6 protein-coding genes are annotated in these 17,189 nt (G+C 72.3%); 1 reads left to right on the plus strand and 5 read right to left on the minus strand.

All coding sequences use genetic code 11. The features are described from left to right. Nucleotides 1-159: 159 nt before the first annotated feature. From ESZ52_RS15350 to ESZ52_RS15365, 4 genes are all read right to left on the minus strand, one after another. Nucleotides 160-3,402, minus strand: a complete 3,243-nt coding sequence (locus tag ESZ52_RS15350) for a phospholipase D-like domain-containing protein (protein WP_131105697.1) — start codon at nucleotides 3,400-3,402, stop codon at nucleotides 160-162. After that, the gene (locus tag ESZ52_RS15355; protein WP_131105698.1) at nucleotides 3,399-6,569 is read right to left on the minus strand and encodes a hypothetical protein; all 3,171 of its coding nucleotides are present in this window, start codon (nucleotides 6,567-6,569) and stop codon (nucleotides 3,399-3,401) included. The genes ESZ52_RS15350 and ESZ52_RS15355 overlap by 4 nt, the downstream gene beginning before the upstream one ends. Next, nucleotides 6,566-13,726, minus strand: a complete 7,161-nt coding sequence (locus tag ESZ52_RS15360) for an OmpA family protein (protein WP_131105699.1) — start codon at nucleotides 13,724-13,726, stop codon at nucleotides 6,566-6,568. The genes ESZ52_RS15355 and ESZ52_RS15360 overlap by 4 nt, the downstream gene beginning before the upstream one ends. A 125-nt stretch (nucleotides 13,727-13,851) precedes the next feature. Next, nucleotides 13,852-14,832 carry an LLM class flavin-dependent oxidoreductase gene (locus tag ESZ52_RS15365; protein WP_131105700.1) on the minus strand — a complete coding sequence of 327 codons (981 nt, stop codon included), beginning with the start codon at nucleotides 14,830-14,832 and terminating at the stop codon, nucleotides 13,852-13,854. Between the two features lie 421 nt (nucleotides 14,833-15,253). On the opposite strand from ESZ52_RS15365, the gene ESZ52_RS15370 reads away from it, so the two are divergent. After that, nucleotides 15,254-16,231, plus strand: a complete 978-nt coding sequence (locus ESZ52_RS15370; RefSeq protein ID WP_131105701.1) for an IS481 family transposase — start codon at nucleotides 15,254-15,256, stop codon at nucleotides 16,229-16,231. A 146-nt stretch (nucleotides 16,232-16,377) separates the two neighbouring features. On the opposite strand, the gene ESZ52_RS15375 is transcribed toward ESZ52_RS15370, so the two are convergent. Further along, a complete protein-coding gene (locus tag ESZ52_RS15375) occupies nucleotides 16,378-16,980 on the minus strand; it encodes a TetR/AcrR family transcriptional regulator (RefSeq protein WP_131105702.1) in 603 nt (200 codons plus the stop codon). Nucleotides 16,981-17,189 lie beyond the last annotated feature (209 nt).

Raw genomic sequence — 17,189 nt, forward strand, 5'->3', positions numbered from 1 at the left:
CCCCATTGTGCCGAGGTCGTGGGACGGACACCACACGGTGAACGCACAACAGGGTGGCCGAGGGGACGACGTGGAGCAGACCGGCGAGCGCAGACCGAATCAACTCGGCGTGGTGGAGCCGCCCCGCCCAGGCCGGACGGCACGGCGGGATGCCGGGGATCAGGCCTCGCCGGGGACGGCCTCCGCGATCTCGGCCTGGATGCCGGCGGCGAGGCCAGCGAGCCAGGCCATGAAGTTGAAGCCGCCGACGAAGCTGCCGTCCGGGTTCCACACCATCGTGTCCAGCTCAGTCGGCTCGGGCGACGGCGCCTCCAGCACCTCCGGTGTCAGCCGCACCCCGCCGCCGCGGGTGGACAGGGTCCGCACCGCACGCACCAGCTGCTCGGGGTCCTCGGGCAGCAGCGTGGGGGCCAGCCCGAGCCGGCCGGCGATGAGCGCCCGGCGGAACGCGACCACCTCGGACGGGCGGCCCCGGTCGAGCCGCTCGTCGAACACCGCCACCGCCAGGGAGGTGTCGAAAGACAGCCCTCGCCGCCACAGGTGGGTGCCGCCGGTGAGCGCCCAGGCGTCGTCGACCACGACCGAGGTCGCGTCCAGGTGCAGCGAGCGGCCCGGCCCGGTCACAGGCGTGAACGCCGCGACCCGGTGCCCGCCCGCCTGCCGCAGTGCCGCCAACCCCGCCATCACCCCGGCGTTGCGCACGCGGCCCAGCTTGCTCGGAGCTCCGGGCGGCAGCCGCATCGGCACGCACACCAGCACGTGCAGTGCGGGGTTCGCCGCCAACCGCGCGGTCAGCGACCCCATCACGTCGAGCTCGTCGTCGCCCGACCCCAGCGGCAGCGCGTCCAGCGCTGGTGTCTCGAGGTAGACGAAGTCCTGCGCGCCCGCGAGCCGTGCCGCCAGCGCTGTCGCGGTCTCCCGGTAGCCCCACCGCGCTCCCAGCATCCTCCGGTTCAGTGCCCGCTGCATGCTGGTCGCAGCCTGGTCCACCACGTCCGGCACCGGGATGCCTTGACCCACCAGCCAGGTCCTCAGGTCGGCCAGCGGCTGCTCCCACGGAAAGTCGCCCAGGCCGAGGGTGTCCATCACCTCGACCACACCTGGCTCACACTCCACCCGCGCCGCGACCGTGCGCAGCGTTGCTGCCCAGGACCCGGCGATGGTCGGCGCCGCCGGTGCGGGCAGAGGGGTCGCCGAGGCCAGGGCCAGCGCCGGCGTCTCGGGCGAGGTCCGTTCCCGAGCCAGCTCCGCGACCGCCACCACCGCCGGTCCACGCAGCCGAGCCGCCGTGCCGTGCCGCTCGTCATCGGCCGGCGCTCCTGGGTGGCCGGCTTGGTGCGTGCCCAGCTCGTGGTGCGTGCCGAGCGGTCGCACCCCTGCCACCGTCGCCTCTGCCACCCCAGACGACAGCGCAACCGCGACCACTTCGTCGCGTGCCTGCGTCGGCAGCGGTGAGGCGACCACGGGTGGTCGCAGCAGGAGGGTCCGGGCCAGCGCTCGGACGCTGGCCCCGGTGCCGGCCAGCGCTGCGTCCGTCTCGCCGCCGCGCCACCCGCGCCACGCGGGCTCGGTCAGCACGACGGTGTCTCCCGCGCCCAGCGCCTGCCCCACGGCGGGAGCGGCCCATGCCGAGGCGGGTATGGAGGTCGGGTCCACCAGGCTGGGCGGCGTCGCCAGTGCCACGAGTGTGGAGCCGGACGGCACGGAACCGGCAGCCACCGGACCGGTCAGCTCGGTTCCGGTCTCACACACCAGGACGCTCCCGCCGGCCGAACCCAGGGCGACCATCGCGCCACCGACCGGCGCCGGCCGCTCGAGCCGCACCTCCGGGTAGCGCGTGGTGGCGGCCGCGGTCACGACCATGATGTCGAGTCCCATCCGGTTGTTCGGCGCGACTGCCCCGTCAGCCAGACGCACCACGACGCGGGCGTTCCCGGCCGCGTCGACCAGTCCGCCGCCGCCCGCGCCCCGCAGGTGCCGACCCTTGGTCGGGTCGAAGTACTGCGGCCACACCCGGACCCAGGCCCCGGCGAGCGCCGGTCCCGTCGGCACCGTCACCAGGATCCGCTGCCCCAGGACCACGCCACCGTCGGCCGTGCCGCCCCCGGTCAGCGGTGTCGCCGTCACCCCGGTGATCGACGCCGGTGGCGGGTCGGTCGGCAGCGACGGCGCGGTGAGCGCGCCGGCACCCCGGTCGAGCACCGGCGCCAGCACGGTCGCCGGGCCTGCGTCGATCGCCGCAACGATGCTGGCCATGGCTGCGTCCGCGCTCGCCAGCAGCACAGTGTCAGCAGCCTCCACCGTGGCGCGCGCGACGAGCGTCGACGTCGATGCTCGTGCTTGGTCAGCCGCCCGGCGCGTCACCGCGTCCGAGGCACCCGAGGGCGCCGCCCGTCGCTGCCCCGTCAGGTGCTCCTCGACGTCGACCAGCGCAATGCGCACACAGTCCCGCGTCACGCCACCGACCGCGCTGCCACCTGCCCACAGCGAGGCCGACGGACCATAGGTGCCCCTCGGCAGGACTGCCACCCGCGGCAGTGCCGCGTCCGCCTGGCCACCCGCGGTGAGGGCGACCGTCGCTGTCTCGCTGCCCGCCACCCGAACAGCGCCGGCGCCGGTCATCCCCGTGGCCGAGAGTCGCGCGAGCACGCCTTCAGCCGCCGGCGACTCGTCGGGCCCGCACAGGATGACGGTGCGCTGGGCGTCGACGGTCGCGGTCCGCTCGTCCGCGCCGGATGCCCACAGGTTGGTGAACGACGTCGCCAGCCGCGCCCACCACGCCGCCACCGCACCGGGGTCGATCGCACGGCCGCGGGCGTCGAACGCGAACAGCCGCACCGTGGCCTCGGTGTCGAAGTCGAGCACCGCGTCGGTGCCGCCCAGGAAGGTGCCCGGCCGCTTGAGGTCGGCGATCGGGGTGCCCTCCAGCCCCAGGTAGCGGCGCTTCTCCTCATCGCTCATCGACCCCGGCAGCGGCGGCACCAGCCTGTCCTCCAGGCTGCTCAGCGATCCCGGGTCACCGGGCAGCTCGAGCGCGAACGTGCGCACCACCGCCCGGGTGACGCCGGTGCTCGACCCGTCGGCCGCGGGGACGTCGGCCAGCAGCGCCCCGAGCCGGGCCTCCACCTCGGGGAGCAGCCGGAACGTCGCCACGTACCGTCCGTCCTGGAACGGCGGTGTCCCGGCAGGGCCCCGCATCCCGGCGAGCGGTGTCGTGCCGGCCACCGCGAAGGACAGCAGCCCAGTCGCCGGAGGCAGCCAGCTGGTGCCGTCCGGGATGGTCAGGGTCACCCCGAGGTCGTCGGACGAGGGCACCGGCAGCGTGAGGTCGGTGGAGAACCAGGGTCCGAGCAGCGGCGCCTCGAGGCCGAGCTGCCCGGGTGCCGGCACGAGCGCGGTCATGGTGCGACCACCTCCTCGCTCGGTGCGGCGCGGCGGCCGATCGGGTCGGTCACGACCACCCGGTATGCCGTGCCCACCGGAACCGTCGGGTCCGGGTCGACGACGTCGAAGACGCCGCCGGTCCCGGCCATCCCCGGCACGGCTGTCGCCAGGCGCGCTGTTCCGCCCGGAGGTCGCCGGTACACGTCGATCGTGTAACCAGCGCTCGCACCCGGTGCCAACGGCCCCGGATGGGTGAACCGCACGTGCACGCCGGCCGCGTCACGGACGACGGACAGCCCGGTCACCCCGGCGGGCGGCTCTGCGGGCATCACCGTCGTCGACGCGGGTGCCGAGGCCGGTGACCATTCACCCTCCGGGCCGCCGCCGGGCAGGTCCGGACCCGCCACCTCGACCCGCCAGGCGTAGCGAACCCACCCCGAGAGCGAGGTCCGGGTCACGCCGGGTGCGGCACCGACGTCCACGATCTCGAAGCTCTGCTGGCCGCCGCTGGGCGCGCCGGGCGGGACCACCCCTTCGGCGACGATCGGCATGAGGGCCGGGTCGGTCGTGGCAGTCGCGCGCCGCATCCGCCAGCGCGCCGCGAGCGTGGGGCCGACGGGCACGGTCACCGTGATTCGAGCATGCAGCTCGCCCGCGGCGGTCGTGGTCGGCCGCACCCCGATGGCCGGTGTCCGCGGCGCCAGCGCGTTCGGGACCGCGCGCGGCAGGATCGGCGAGCTGCGGAAGTCGGACTCGACGCTCGCGGCGCTGACCGCGACCACCCGGTAGAGCACCAGCACCGTCAGTGACCCGGAGACCTGGTGCCGGAACGTGGTGGTGGGGGTGGCAGGGAGTGGCTCGGCCGTGAGCTGGAGGAACCACCGTCGCGGGAGTATCTCCTTGTGGACCTCCCACGCCTGGGCCCGCTCGGGAGTCCCGGGAGCCCCCGAGAGGTCGTCCAGCAGTGCCTGCGCCTGCGCGGCCGAGGGCGCCTCGCCGGCATCCCCCTCCGCGAGGATGCCGGCCGCGATCTCCTCGAGCTTGGACCGCATCGTGGACTCGTCGGCCACGAACACCCGGAACGACGCCTGGCCCGGCTGCGACGTCCAGGACAACGTGGTCTGTGCCCATCCGGTCACGTCCGGTCGAGCGGTGTAGGTCAGGTCTGCCGGCAGCAGCACCGGGGCAGGTGCACGCGGGTCGTGCAGAGTGGCGCTGCGTGGCTCGCTGGCCTCCGAGGCCACACCGGCCGTGTCGAACCATCGCGCGGTCACGGTCACCGTCCCTGACGTGGTGGGCAGCAGCGCGGGCCCGGGCACCGTCACCACGACGGTGTCCCCCGAGACCGGGTGCACTGACACGGTGGGACCGCCGGTGCTCGGCGTCACGGTCAGCTCGGCCTGCGCGAGTGCGCGGCCACCGGGCGGCAGCGAGGAGATCGGTGGCACCGGCACCTCGATCCGCACCGTCCCTGCGAGGGGCCCGGTCGGTGGGGGGAGGGGGACGACAGGGGGCGAGCTGGCCAGCAGGACCACCGGCCGTGGCGGCCTCGGGCGCGGTGCGGGGCCGAACGGCCGCCGCCTCCAGCCCGACCATCGGCCGAACCAGTCCGCCTGCGCGATCTGCCACGTGCCGTCGTCCTCGCTGACGCCGCGGTCGGTCAGTCGCCCCTGCATGGGCGAGGTCGCCGTCGGTGGCTGGCTGGGGCCGAGCAGCGTCATGCGGCCGCTGCCGTCGTCCAGGTGCCGGCTCTGCGGGTCCTTGCCGTTCGGCTGGGCGATCGCGGAGGCGAGTGCCGCCGCGGCGACGAGTCCGTCGAGGTCGGCGGTCAGCCGGCGGGAGGCGGTGGGTGGGGCGACCGACTGCCAGGTGCCGTCCCAGGTGACGTTCATCGCCGGGGGGCTGGGCACGTCGAGCGGTTCGAAGGCGGGCGCCACGAGCACCATCGTGAGGCGGACGGTCGGCCCCGTCTCGTCCCCGCCGTCCCAGGACTCGTCCACCTCCGTGGCCAGCTCCTCGACCACCTCGCGCGGCTTCTGCGCATCCGGCAGCGATCCGCTCAGCCCGAGCTTGCCGATGGTGTCCAGGTCGGCCGCGAACGCGCCGGTGACGTGGTAGACGGCGACCACCGTCTGGTCCATCTCCTCCAGGTCGATGTCGCCGAACGGCAGCCACCGGGCGACGCCGGGGTCGAGGGTCGCCTGCAGCAGCGTGGCCAGCAGGCTCCGGTCGGAGGTGCCGGCTGCTGGACCGACCCCGGTGAGGGGCGCGGCGTCGACCAGGTCCTGCTGGCTGGCCGAGGTGTCGTTGACGAGCCGGTCCAGATCCTTGCGCAGGGCGTGACCGAGGTGGTTGACGCGCGCCTCCTCCTCGCCGGGGCCGGCGGGGTCACAGGCGGCCGGTCCGGCGGCCAACGGTTGCTCGTGCAGACCGTAGCGGGTGGGTGACGCGTCGCGCGCCCTGGCGATGCCGCGGTCCCAGCCGTCCGACGGCCCGGCGTACCGGGCACCGGGGCCGCAGGGCAGCGGCAGCGTGCGTGCGGGCCTGCCCACCGGCAGGTCTGCGGGCCGCAGCCACCGGATTCCGTTCACGGTGCCGGACCCGCTGAGCACCACGCGCTCCAGGTGAGAGGCATACACGAGGTATGGGGCCCGCGAGCGCTGGGCGACCGACGCGTCACCCAGGGCCGTGCCGACCACACCCTGCACCCGCAGCCCCGCCTGCCGCGTCCGCGCCGGATCGCGTCCCGGCGTCACGACCGGGGGTCGCGTCGGCTCCACCACGAGGTCGTCTGCGGACCGGACCAGGTCGAGCGGACGCAGGATCGGGCGGACCGGTCCGCGGATCGGTCCGCTGGGGCCATCGCCGACCGTCTTGCCCGGCCTGGCCTCCACCCACGCCCAGCACGCCGACTGCGGCAGATGCCCGGTCACCGGGTTGTCCGGGGTGACGGTGAAGGGCGGGGTGAGGATCGTGCCGTTGCTGGCGACCCAGATGACGTCCGTGCGGGCGAGTCGCACCAGGTGGGCGAGGGTGGTCCGCTCCTGGTGCACGACGATCGGGCACACCGGTAGCCCGAGCAGCGGGTTGGTGACGATGCGCAGGTGGGTGCCCTCGGCCAGGTGGGTGTCACCGTGGCCGTGCAGAGCCTGGCCGCTCATCGCCCAGGAGGGTGAGAGGTTCACGTCCCGACCTCCTGGTAGACGGTCCGGGGAGCCACGAGCGCCGACCGGGCGCCGGTGACGACGGTCGACGACGTGCCACCGGTGCGGTCGGTGACGGTGCGGGTCAGCTGCACCACGAGCGGGCCGGCCTGGAACGCGTCGGTCCCGGAGGGACTGACGGCGGTGGGTGCGGCGGGCGCGAGCAGCACCCGGGTGCCGTTGGTGTTGCGTCGGCGTGCGGTGAGCGGCACCCCTCCGTGCACGCAGGAGGTGACCTCCAGTGCGCGTCGACCGGTGCGCACGATGGGCTCCGGCAGCTCCAGGACCACGCCCGCCAGCAGCCAGTCGTCACCGTCGCGCCACCACAGCACGCTCGTGCGCCCGGCCTCCGGCAGCGGCCAGGGGTCGAGCCCGACCGCAGCCATCGCCTCGTCGAGCTCACGGTCACCGACCACGAGCGGTCCCGGCGGCACCGGGCCGGTGACGATCGCGTCCGGGGCCACCAGCGGGTTGGGATCCGCGGTGAGACCCAGGGCGGCGAGCAGCTCGCGGGTGTCGCGGTGCCAGGACGCCTGGAAGTGCGCCCGCTGCACCACGAGGTCCTCGGAGTCGGGGTCAGCGCTCGGTGTCGCCATCAGCATGAGGTCGTACCAGGCACCGGGGACGAGGTCGGCCGTGATCTCCCCGGTGCTGCCGCCCAGTGGTGGCTCCTCCAGGCACGGCGCGTCCCGTACCGCCTCGAGGAACCGTTTCTGCCCCAGCGGCCGGTAGGCGTCGTGCAAGGGTCCCCAGGTGACGTCGATCGGCTCGTCCGGTGCGTGCGGCAGGCCGGCGAGGGAGCCCGGCGGCGGGTCGGTGCGGCGCAGCCGCATCCCCAGCCGGCGCCCGTACAACGCCGCCAGCTGGTCGAGGTGGTCCACCGCCAGGTGCACCCGCAGCTCGTCGTCGAGCAGGTGCGGGGCCTGCCCGGTGTCCGGCTCGAACGCCAGCAGGTAGCGCATCAGCGAGCGCGGGTCGAAGCTCTTCTCATCGGTGAGCTCGGTGGGCGGGTTGCCGCTGGTCGTCGCGTGCGACGCGGTCCGGAACCGGCGGACCACGTCTGGCCCGTCCTGCCACTCGGACGGGCTGGGGAGGGCGTCCGGTTGGGGCTTGGCCTCGGACTTCGCCCAGCCCTGCCACTGCCACCTGACCCTGACCCGGTATGCCGTGCCGGCGGCGAGCAGGCTACGGTGCGGCGCCACCAGGCTGTCACCGCCCAGCCCGTTGATGACGGCGGTGAGCCCGTCGGCGTAGGCGGCGTTGCCGTCGGCCAGCAGCTGCGCCGAGCCGCTGACCCCGCACAGCCGCTGCCAGCCGACCCGGGCCGGCGGCCGCCTGCCGCCCGCCCACTCGTGGACCCTCACACCGCGCCAGGGGCCGGGCTCCCGCGGCCGGTACACGACGACTGCGCAGGTCCCGGTGCCGTTCCGGTAGACGTGCTCGACCGTGGGTTCCCACTCCCGCTCGCCGCCGCCCACCGGCGACCCGGTGACCCGCGGCAGCTCGCTGCCCTCGGGCTGCTCGGGCGATGAGGAGCCCCAGCAGATGCGCTCGATCCCGAGCCAGGTGGCGCCATACAGCTCGACCGCCACGATGCCGGCGCCGGTCAGCACGATCGTCTGCTCCCAGTCGCCCTGCGGGTCGACAAACCCGCTGTCCACCCCGTGGCCGTGCTCATCGAGGGCGTTGAGCTTGACCGACCCGTTGTCCCACATCCGGATCCGCACCTCGACACGGTCGGACGTCTGCGGCAGGTGGGCGATCATGCCGCCCTCGGGCACCAGCACGGTGACCGGGTGGCCGCGCGTGGTGAACGTCCCGCCGTGGGAGTCGATCTTGACGCCGTCGATCGAGCTGGAGGTCCCCAGGTCCAGGTCGGCCCGGTGGTGGTCGGCCACGATCGCGCAACGTCCGGCGCGGGGCTGCTGCGGACGCTCGCGATGGTCGTCGCAGACGACGAGCACCAGCTCGGGGTCGATCACCTCGGGCGCGAGCGTCACCCGCAGCTCGGTCGTCCTCTCGGTGAAGCCGAGCCGGGTGGCGGCGGCGAGCCAGAAGACGTCCTCGGCGACGTGACCGGGGACCAGGGCGAGGCCCTGCTCGGTCAGCCACGGCGCGGCGAGCTCCAGCAGCCGGCCGGCGATCCGTTCCCGGGCGTGGCCCGCGAACCGGGACGGGAACGGTGGGAGGCCGAGGTCCTCGGGCGGCAGGTGCACCGCGTCGATGCCGGTGCGTTCGGCGTGCTGGCCGAGCAGGCACGCGCGGGTCGGCTGCGGCCGTGGCTCGCACAGCCGGCCGGGGGTCTGAGCCGGGTCGCCGTCGGTGCCGGCGCCACCGTCGGTGAGCCAGTACGTCCACGGCGCCGGGTCCCACGACATCAGCGCGAGAAACATCGCCTCTTCGGCGGAGACGGCGACGTCGCCGCCGGCCAGGACGCCTGGGCGGTGGGTGGGCAGCCACCAGCCCGAGGCCAGCGGTCCGTCCAGCGCTGCTCCGCCGTCGGGCACGATCTCGACGCCGGTCAGCCGATAGGCGTACTTCATCTCTGAGGTGCCCGACCACACCGGTCCCGGCGGGGGCGCACCGGGCGCGAACGCCGATCCTGACAGGTCGAGGGCCATGTGGTGGGTCAGCTCGATCACGGGCACCGTGTCCGGCCAGACCGTCTGCTCCGGTCCAGGTGCGCCGCTGGTCGCCTCGGCGGTCGTGTGGCCGCGCCGGTCGGTGAGCGAGACCTTCCCGACCGGGGGTGGCGGTGGCGGCGCGGTGGGTGTCAGCGGGTCGCCGATCGAGATCCCGACGCACCCGGAGACGGAGAAGAAGAAGAAGGAGACCTTGCCGCAGAACTTCCCGGAGAGGTTGACCTTGACCCCGCCTTGCTCCCAGACCGTGCAGATCAGCTCGCCAGAGACCTCCAGCTCGACGATGACCAGCGACAGGGTGCCCCATACCTCGAACAGGCCCTTGAGCAGGAACGGGCTGGTGCCCAGGCCCACGAGCATCCGGGCGCCGGCTGCGAGCTTGAGCGGTCCCGCCTCCCAGCCGATCTCGATGCCGGCCCCGAAACCGATCGAGAACCCGTCGAAGCTGAAGCGGGGGTCCCCGCCCAGCTTGTGCAGCTTCTTCTCCTCGACCATGAGGAAGGAGTACGCCTCGATGTCGAGGGTGCCGGGCAGCAGGATGATCTGCACCGGGTCGCCGCCGCGACCCTCGGAGATCACGCCGTCGGAACCGACCCGCACGAACGCGTCCTGGGGGGTGCTCGGGTAGGGGAAGTAGCCGTCGATCGGGACGTTGAGGGTGAGCACCTTGGGGATCTCGTACCGGCCGCGGATCCCGACGAGCACAGCCGTATCGTCGATGACCACCAGCCCCAGGATCTCCAGCCCGCTGCCGGGGGCGCTGCCTTGGGCCTTGGGCACCAGGTCCGGCTTGCTCGCCAGCTTTGCGTCGATCGCGAAGATCACCTCCGGGTCGGGGAACGCGACCACGAGCATCCCGACCGCGTTGAAGGTGAAGGCCTGGTCGGGCATGGTTCCGACCACGACCCCCAGCCCGATCGCCCACTGTCCGCGCTCGGGTCCGAACTTGTCGAGCAGCGGGGTGTTGCGGTACCAGGCGATCTCCCGGCCGACAGGGTCGTGCTCGAAGCCGCTCGGCAGCTGCCGGGCCCCGTTGGAGACGAACATCCCGAGGAAGCCGTAGATGCCGAGCCCGGTCGCGCCCAGCGGGATCCCGACCGGGAGCAGCAGCCCGAGCTGGATCGAGAGGTAGTCGTGCGCCGGGTAGAACTCCAGCGCGCCCATGCCCTTGGCACCCACCGAGACCAGCTCGAGCTCCAGCGAGGCCCCGAAGGCGCCGCCCTCGCCGAGCACCACCTGTCCGCTGCCGCGGAGCACGCCCGGGATGTCCACGCCCAGGGCGAGGCCGCGCACCTCGGCCGAGATGCCGCCGTCGGCGAAGATCACCCGCACCGTGGCGCCCTGGATGCTCACCACCCCGAGGTCGAGCGCGAACGCCAGGTCGCACTCGAACCACGACGAGCCGGAACCGGCCCGGGTGGCGGTGATCGCCAGCAGGTCGCCGAGCGGGCCGTCGATCTTCCACCGGCCGGGGTCGGAGACCTCGAACGAGACGTCCTCGAAGACGAAGCCGACCTTGTCGTACCACTCGGTGGCCGTGTCGTCATACTCGAGCCCGACCTTGGTGTACCGGACCTTGAGCGGGTGCCCGTCCGCGGTGGCGATGGAGCCGAGGCCGGCAGCAGGCACGTTGAGGCCGACGGCGGCCGTGTAGTCGACCGTGACCCGCAGCTTCATCCCCCGTGTCGACTCGATCGACGGGGCCCGGTACTCGGCCGAGACGGTATGCAGGACGATCCAACCCTCCTTGGTGATGGTCGCCATCACGGCACTCGCGATGGCCAGGGCCGACATCTGCACCACGCCGTCGGCCGCTCCCCCGCCGCCGATGCCGCCGAGCAGCGCGGGTGCGAGCGCGAGGGCGACCGCGAGGAAGGACGACTCGAGCTTCGCGATGCCCTCCGGGTCGCCCTCCGAGGCGACCGACACCGAGAACAGCGTCTGACCTGACCGGTTGTCGTAGGCCCAGCGTCCGGTGATGATCCAGATCTCGGTCGAGGGCGTGCCAGCGGATCCGGACGGCGACGTGACCGGCACATCGGTCTCGTTGTCGTTCTCGTCGGTCATCGTCACGTGGTCGCTGGACCAGGCGAGCGTGATCTCGGCCAGGGTCGGGACGGCGTCGGCCCAGCTGGTGACGGTCGGCGAGTCCCACGCCACGTGCAGCCGCACGAGGTAGCCGAGCCGGCTGTTGGGGTCCCCCGGCGGGGCGATCACGGTCGCGTCGGGACCGGGCACGTAGGAGCGGCGCAGCGCCGGATCGGTGGTCTGCGGGGCGGTCGAGGCCTGCTGCCCCTGGGCCGGGGCGTCCGCCGGCGGGGTGTAGGTGCCGCCGACGGCGTAGACGTCGACGCGACGGTAGCGCTCCCGGACCGGGTGGGGGCGGATGGCCTGGCCGTTGGCGTCGACCCAGGTGTCCCGGGTGGCCTGCGAGTGGTCCAGCATGATCGTGCGGCCGGCGGCCCGCTCGCTCGCGCTCATCTCCGAGATGGGCACACTCTGCTGGGTGGTCAGCACGGCACCGGTGGCGGCCTCCTGCTCGCCCCGTGCGTCCACGACGCCGCTGGGCAGATGCTGGGCGATCGAGGCGATACGGCTGCGGGCCAGACCCCGGTTCTGGTCGTCGCTGCCGATGTCGCAGCAGTGCCCCACGACGAGGAACCGGGCGCCCGGGAAGCAGCGTGCCCACTGCCGGATCTCGACCGGGACGTTGCCGGTGGTGCTGTTGGGCGCATAGCTGCCCCAGCCCTCGGGGTCGGCGCTGTTGAAGCCGTAGCGCACCGACAGGTGCCGGATCTCCGCCTCGGTGACCGGGGGCGGCGGCGTGCTCGGGTCGGTGCCGGCGCCCCGCCCGAGGGTGACGGCGGCCAACGCCCCCTCCGGGACGGTGACGCCGACCGTGCCGCCCAGCGTCGCCGGCTCGCCGGCCGTGACATAGCTGCCGTCGCGGTGGAAGCGGGTGAGGTCGTAGGTGGACTCCACACCGCGGACCTCGACCAGTGCCCCGTTGGCGTCGCGGACCCCGTCCTCGCAGCCGATCAGCAGCTCGCCGTCCTCGAGCACGTCCACGCGGATCCGGCGCGTGCGGTCCTCGATGCTGACCTCGACGTAGGAGGTGCCGACCTCCTCGACCAGCACGACGAAGTCGTCCCCGCGGCGGACCCGGGCGTCGGCGCCGGTGCCGTGCTGCCAGGTGACCTGGGACTCCTCGCCGGGCTGCGGAGGGTCGACCATGGCGGCGAGGCTGACCAGGTTGACGGCCTCCCGTGAGCCGGAGATCGACACCACGTTGGGGTGGCTGTGCGCCTCGGTGCTGACCTGCGGGCCGTGCTGGGGGTCGCCGGCCTCCTGGGTGAAGGTGTAGGTGATCGGGAGGTCGTCACGGCGTTCGCCCTCCACCACCTCGGAGTAGACGGCCTTCATGTTCTCGCCGACCGAGGTGGCGAACCAGCCGGTGTCCGGCTCCTCCACCCTGGTCGTGTCCGGCAGCGTCCAGCTGATGCGGGGCTGGGTCGGTTGACCCTGCACCGCGTCGGAGAGCTGGGCGCGCATCCGCCCGGTCTGCGGGGTGTCGGTGACGAACGGCACCGTCAGCTCACGTCCGCTGCCGGCGGGGCTGCGCGGATGTTCGGTGCCCTCGACGTCCTGGGTGAACTGCACGGCGGCACCCGAGATCGGGGTGCGGCCCAGTTCGACCGAGACGCTGCCCTGCAGGCCTGCGGGGCTGCCGAGGATGACGTCCTTCACCGAGACGTTGATCTGCTCGACGGCCGTGCCCTTGATCGGCAGCATCACGGTCGCCTCGGCGATGGCGATGCCCTGCCAGCCGGCGGTCTGGCCGCGCGCGGTCACCTCCGGCGGCGAGATCTGCTCGGTCGCGTCATACACGACCCGATCCACGACCATGCCGTAGTCGGAGTCACCGAAGGTAAAGCTGATCGGGTCGAAGGTCAGGGTGCCGACCGTGCCGTTCGGTGCAGCGGGGTCGAACGGGTCAGGAAAGTCGACGAACCGCATGAGCTCTGCTGCACCGGTGAGGTCGATCCGCAGCACGCCGGAGCCGACGAGCCGGACGACGCCCCCTGCCCGGTTCGGGATCAGGTGGGCGGGCGAGCTGCTGGTCGCCGGCACCAGCGTCGCGGGCCGCAGGCCCGGGAAGGTGACGGCAACCCGGTCGACCACCAGGTCGAGGTATGCGGAGTCGGCGGCCGGCTCCAGCGTCTGGCCTGCGGAGGGCTGTCGCCTGACCCGCACAAGCCGGAACGGCAGCCCGGTGTTGAGGCCAGGGATCTCGACGGGCCAGCTGCGCAGGGTCACCGGGTCGACGTCGAGCAAGGGCCGCACCACGCCCTCGTGGATGAAGGTGCCGGGGCTGGTCGAACTGTGCAGGTCGGTGACCGCGAGGTTCTCCAGCCACGTCGCGATCTCATCCGGCAGCAGCGCCTGCCCGCCCCCCGGCGCGAACAGGTCGAGCAACGTGACACCGCGCTTCGCCATGGTCGACCCCCGGCGTTGGAATAGTGCTGCGAACGTAACACCGGGCCGACCAGCGCGTCAGGAGAATGCCTGAGCCGCCGCTGAAGCCGTCGCCCTGGCCGTGCCGCTCCCCCGCTCGGCGACGTTCAGGTGAGGTAGGCGTCGGCGAAGAGCTCGACGGACCGTAGCCGCTCCTCCACCCGAGGGCCTTGGTGGGCGACGATGAGCTCATCGGCGCCGGTCTGCTCCGCGAACTCAGTCACCTTCTCGCGGACGACACCGGGTGTGCCGACCGCGGTGTAGGTCATCATCTGGTGCAGATGCTGGGCCTGCGGCAGGGCCAGCAGTTCGTCGGCCTGCTCGTCGGTGTACTGGGTGCCTGGACGCACGAGCAGTGCCACGCGGCTGCGCATGAGCTCCTGCAGCTGGCGCTCGGCCTCGGCCTGGTCGTCAGCGGCAACGACGTTGTACGCGGCCATGACGTAGGGCTTCTCGAGCTGCTCGGATGGCTGGAACTCACGCCGGTAGAGCGCGATCGCCTCCTGGAGGGCGGCCGGGGCGAAGTGCGAGGCAAAGGCGTAGGGCAGCCCGAGGGCAGCGGCCAACCCGGCTCCGAACAGTGATGAGCCGAGGATGTACAGCGGCACCCCGGTGCCCTTGCCCGGGTAGGCGTCGACATTGGGGATGAGTGACTGTCCACGCAGGTAGCCCTGGAGCTCGAGCACGTCCTGGGGGAAGCTGTTGGCGGAGGCGGCATCCCGCCGCAGAGCGCGCATCGTGTTCTGGTCACTGCCCGGCGCACGGCCCAGGCCCAGGTCGATCCGGCCGGGGTGGAGGGTCTCGAGCGTGCCGTACTGCTCGGCGATGATCAGCGGGGCGTGGTTGGGCAGCATGACCCCGCCGGAGCCGAGCCTGATGGTCTTGGTCTGGGCTGCGACGTGGGCGATGAGCACCGAGGTCGCGGAGGACGCGATCGAGGCCATGTTGTGGTGCTCGGCATACCAGACCCTCCCGTAGCCGGTCTCCTCCGCCTTCTGTGCCAGGGCCACCATGCCGGCCAGGGACTCGGCGACCGTCTGGTCTCGGGCGACGGTGGCGAGGTCGAGCATGGAGATGGGGAGAGGCATCGAGCACCCTTCTGTTCAGGAGGAGGCGCCGGCTGTGCCGGCAGACGTTCAGCTACCGGGACAACCCGTCAGGAGGCGCTTCTCATCCCGCTGCGCGCTCCTCAGTGTCAGAACTGGTGGTGCTTTTTGTGCCGCGACTGGGCCGGGCTCCGCCCAGAACTCCATTGCGACGAAGGCCCGGCCCAGGGTGGACGGGATCGCGAGGCGCCAGTTTGTCGGTCTGCGGGACGTCCACACCCGCGGGACGGCGATTGGCGTCATTACCAACACCGTGAGCCAGCACGATCGACACCCCTATGAGGCCTAGGTGTACTGACCACGGAGGTTAGGTACGGGACCGGGGTGTCGACGTGACATGAGGAAGACCTCCGAGTGAGGTGTGGAGCTGTCTAGGAACACACCCCTCATCCCGGAGGTCTTCATGGTCCACGCTAACGCTCCGCTGTCTCCTGCTGGCCGGTTGCGGCTGGCTCGGTGCGTCGTCGATGACGGCTGGGCACCAGCTCGTGCTGCCGAGCGGTTCAACGTCTCGCTCACTACGGCCAGGCGGTGGGCCGGCCGGTACCGCGCCGAGGGGGTGGCGGGGATGGTGGACCGCTCGAGCCGGCCGACCAGCTGCCCGTACCGCACCCCACGCCGACAGGAGCGGCGGGTGGTCGGGCTGCGGGTGTCCCGCCGCTGGGGACCGGCCCGGATCGCCTACCGCCTGGGCATGCACCCCTCGACCGTGCACAAGATCCTGACCCGCTACCGGTGCCTGCGGCTGTCCTGGACCGACCCGGCCACCGGGGCACCGGTGCGCGCGCAACGGCGCAAGGTCCGCCGCTACGAGCACGCCGCGGCCGGTGACCTGGTCCACGTGGACATCAAGAAGCTGGGCCGCATCCCCGACGGCGGCGGCCACAAGGTCGCCGGCCGCCAGGCCGGCAAGAAGAACCGCAAGGGCATCAGGCACGGCTACTGGTACATCCACAACGCCGTGGACGACCACAGCCGTCTGGCCTACAGCGAGCTGCTGCCCGATGAGCGCAAGGAGACCGCCGCGGGGTTCTGGGCTCGCGCGAACGCCTACTTCGCCGCGGCCGGGATCACCGTGGCCAGGGTGCTGACCGACAACGGAGCCTGTTACCGCTCACACGCCTTCGCCGCCGCCCTCGGCGAGGACATCAAGCACAAGCGAACCCGGCCCTACCGACCGCAGACCAACGGCAAGGTCGAGCGGTTCAACCGCACCATGCTGGAGGAGTGGGCCTACGCCCGCCCGTACACCAGCGAGACCGAACGCGTCGCCGCCTTCCCGACCTTCCTTCATCACTACAATCACCACCGCGGCCACACCGCACTCAAGGGCGCCCCACCGGCTGACCGCGTACCTAACCTCCGTGGGCAGAACACCTAGGGAAGGCCTACGCAGGTTCGCCTGGTGGCTGCGGCTTGCCCCAGGAGTACGGCTGTGATGACGACGACGGGTTAGCGGCGCGACGCAACATGAGTCGGCGCAGGCGTCTTGTCAGGGGGGCCGGCTAGTTCGCAGTGTCTATGAACTCAGCCTGCCCCTTCAGGCGCTGCGCGGGGCAGGATGCCGTTGAGGGCGAGATCAGTGAAGACGTCGGCGATCTCGTCAGGCGACATGGGCCCGTCTGGCCGCACCCAGATGTAGGTGTAGTGATGCAGGCCGAGAAGAGCCTTGACTGCGAGGTGGCCTGAGAACGAGGGCGCAAACGTCCCGTCGTCGACGCCGCGCTGCAGCATCTGGGCCCATACCTGCTCATACTCTCGGTGCAGGTCTAGCACCTGGCCCCGCCGCCCCTCGGATACTCCGTGCAGGTCACGGAAGCAGACCGTCATCTCAGGCAGGTGCTCCACGATCTCCTGCAGCACCCTGCGGGAGAACAGCCGCAGGCGCTCAGCGGCCGGCAGTGCCTGGGCCAGGAGCTCATTGCCCGACTCGATCAGGCGGCGCAGGTACTCCGTCGTGATGCCGAAGAGGAGGTCATCCTTCCCCTTCACGTGGTGATAGATGCTTCCGCGGCTCAACCCGGTAGCTCGCTCGAGATCGGCGATGCCGGTCCCGTGATAGCCGTTCGCGGCGAACAGTTCGGCAGCTCCGCGAAACAGCGTCTCGCGACTGCGGTCTCCTCGCTCCATGTCTTCCCATCTGCGCGTTCCCTGCGGACTGTTTACAGACCGTCATCAGGAGTGTACTGTACCGACCGTTCGGTCTAATTGGACCGATCGGTCGGTACAGGACCGCGTCCCAAGGGCGGGACGTGGCGGACGTGAGGAGATCCCGATGGCTGACGACCTAGACACCAGGCCGCCCAAGAAGAGCAGGACGAACGACCGCCGATCTATGG

Source organism: Ornithinimicrobium sufpigmenti (genome assembly GCF_004322775.1).
GTDB lineage: Bacteria > Actinomycetota > Actinomycetes > Actinomycetales > Dermatophilaceae > Ornithinicoccus > Ornithinicoccus sufpigmenti.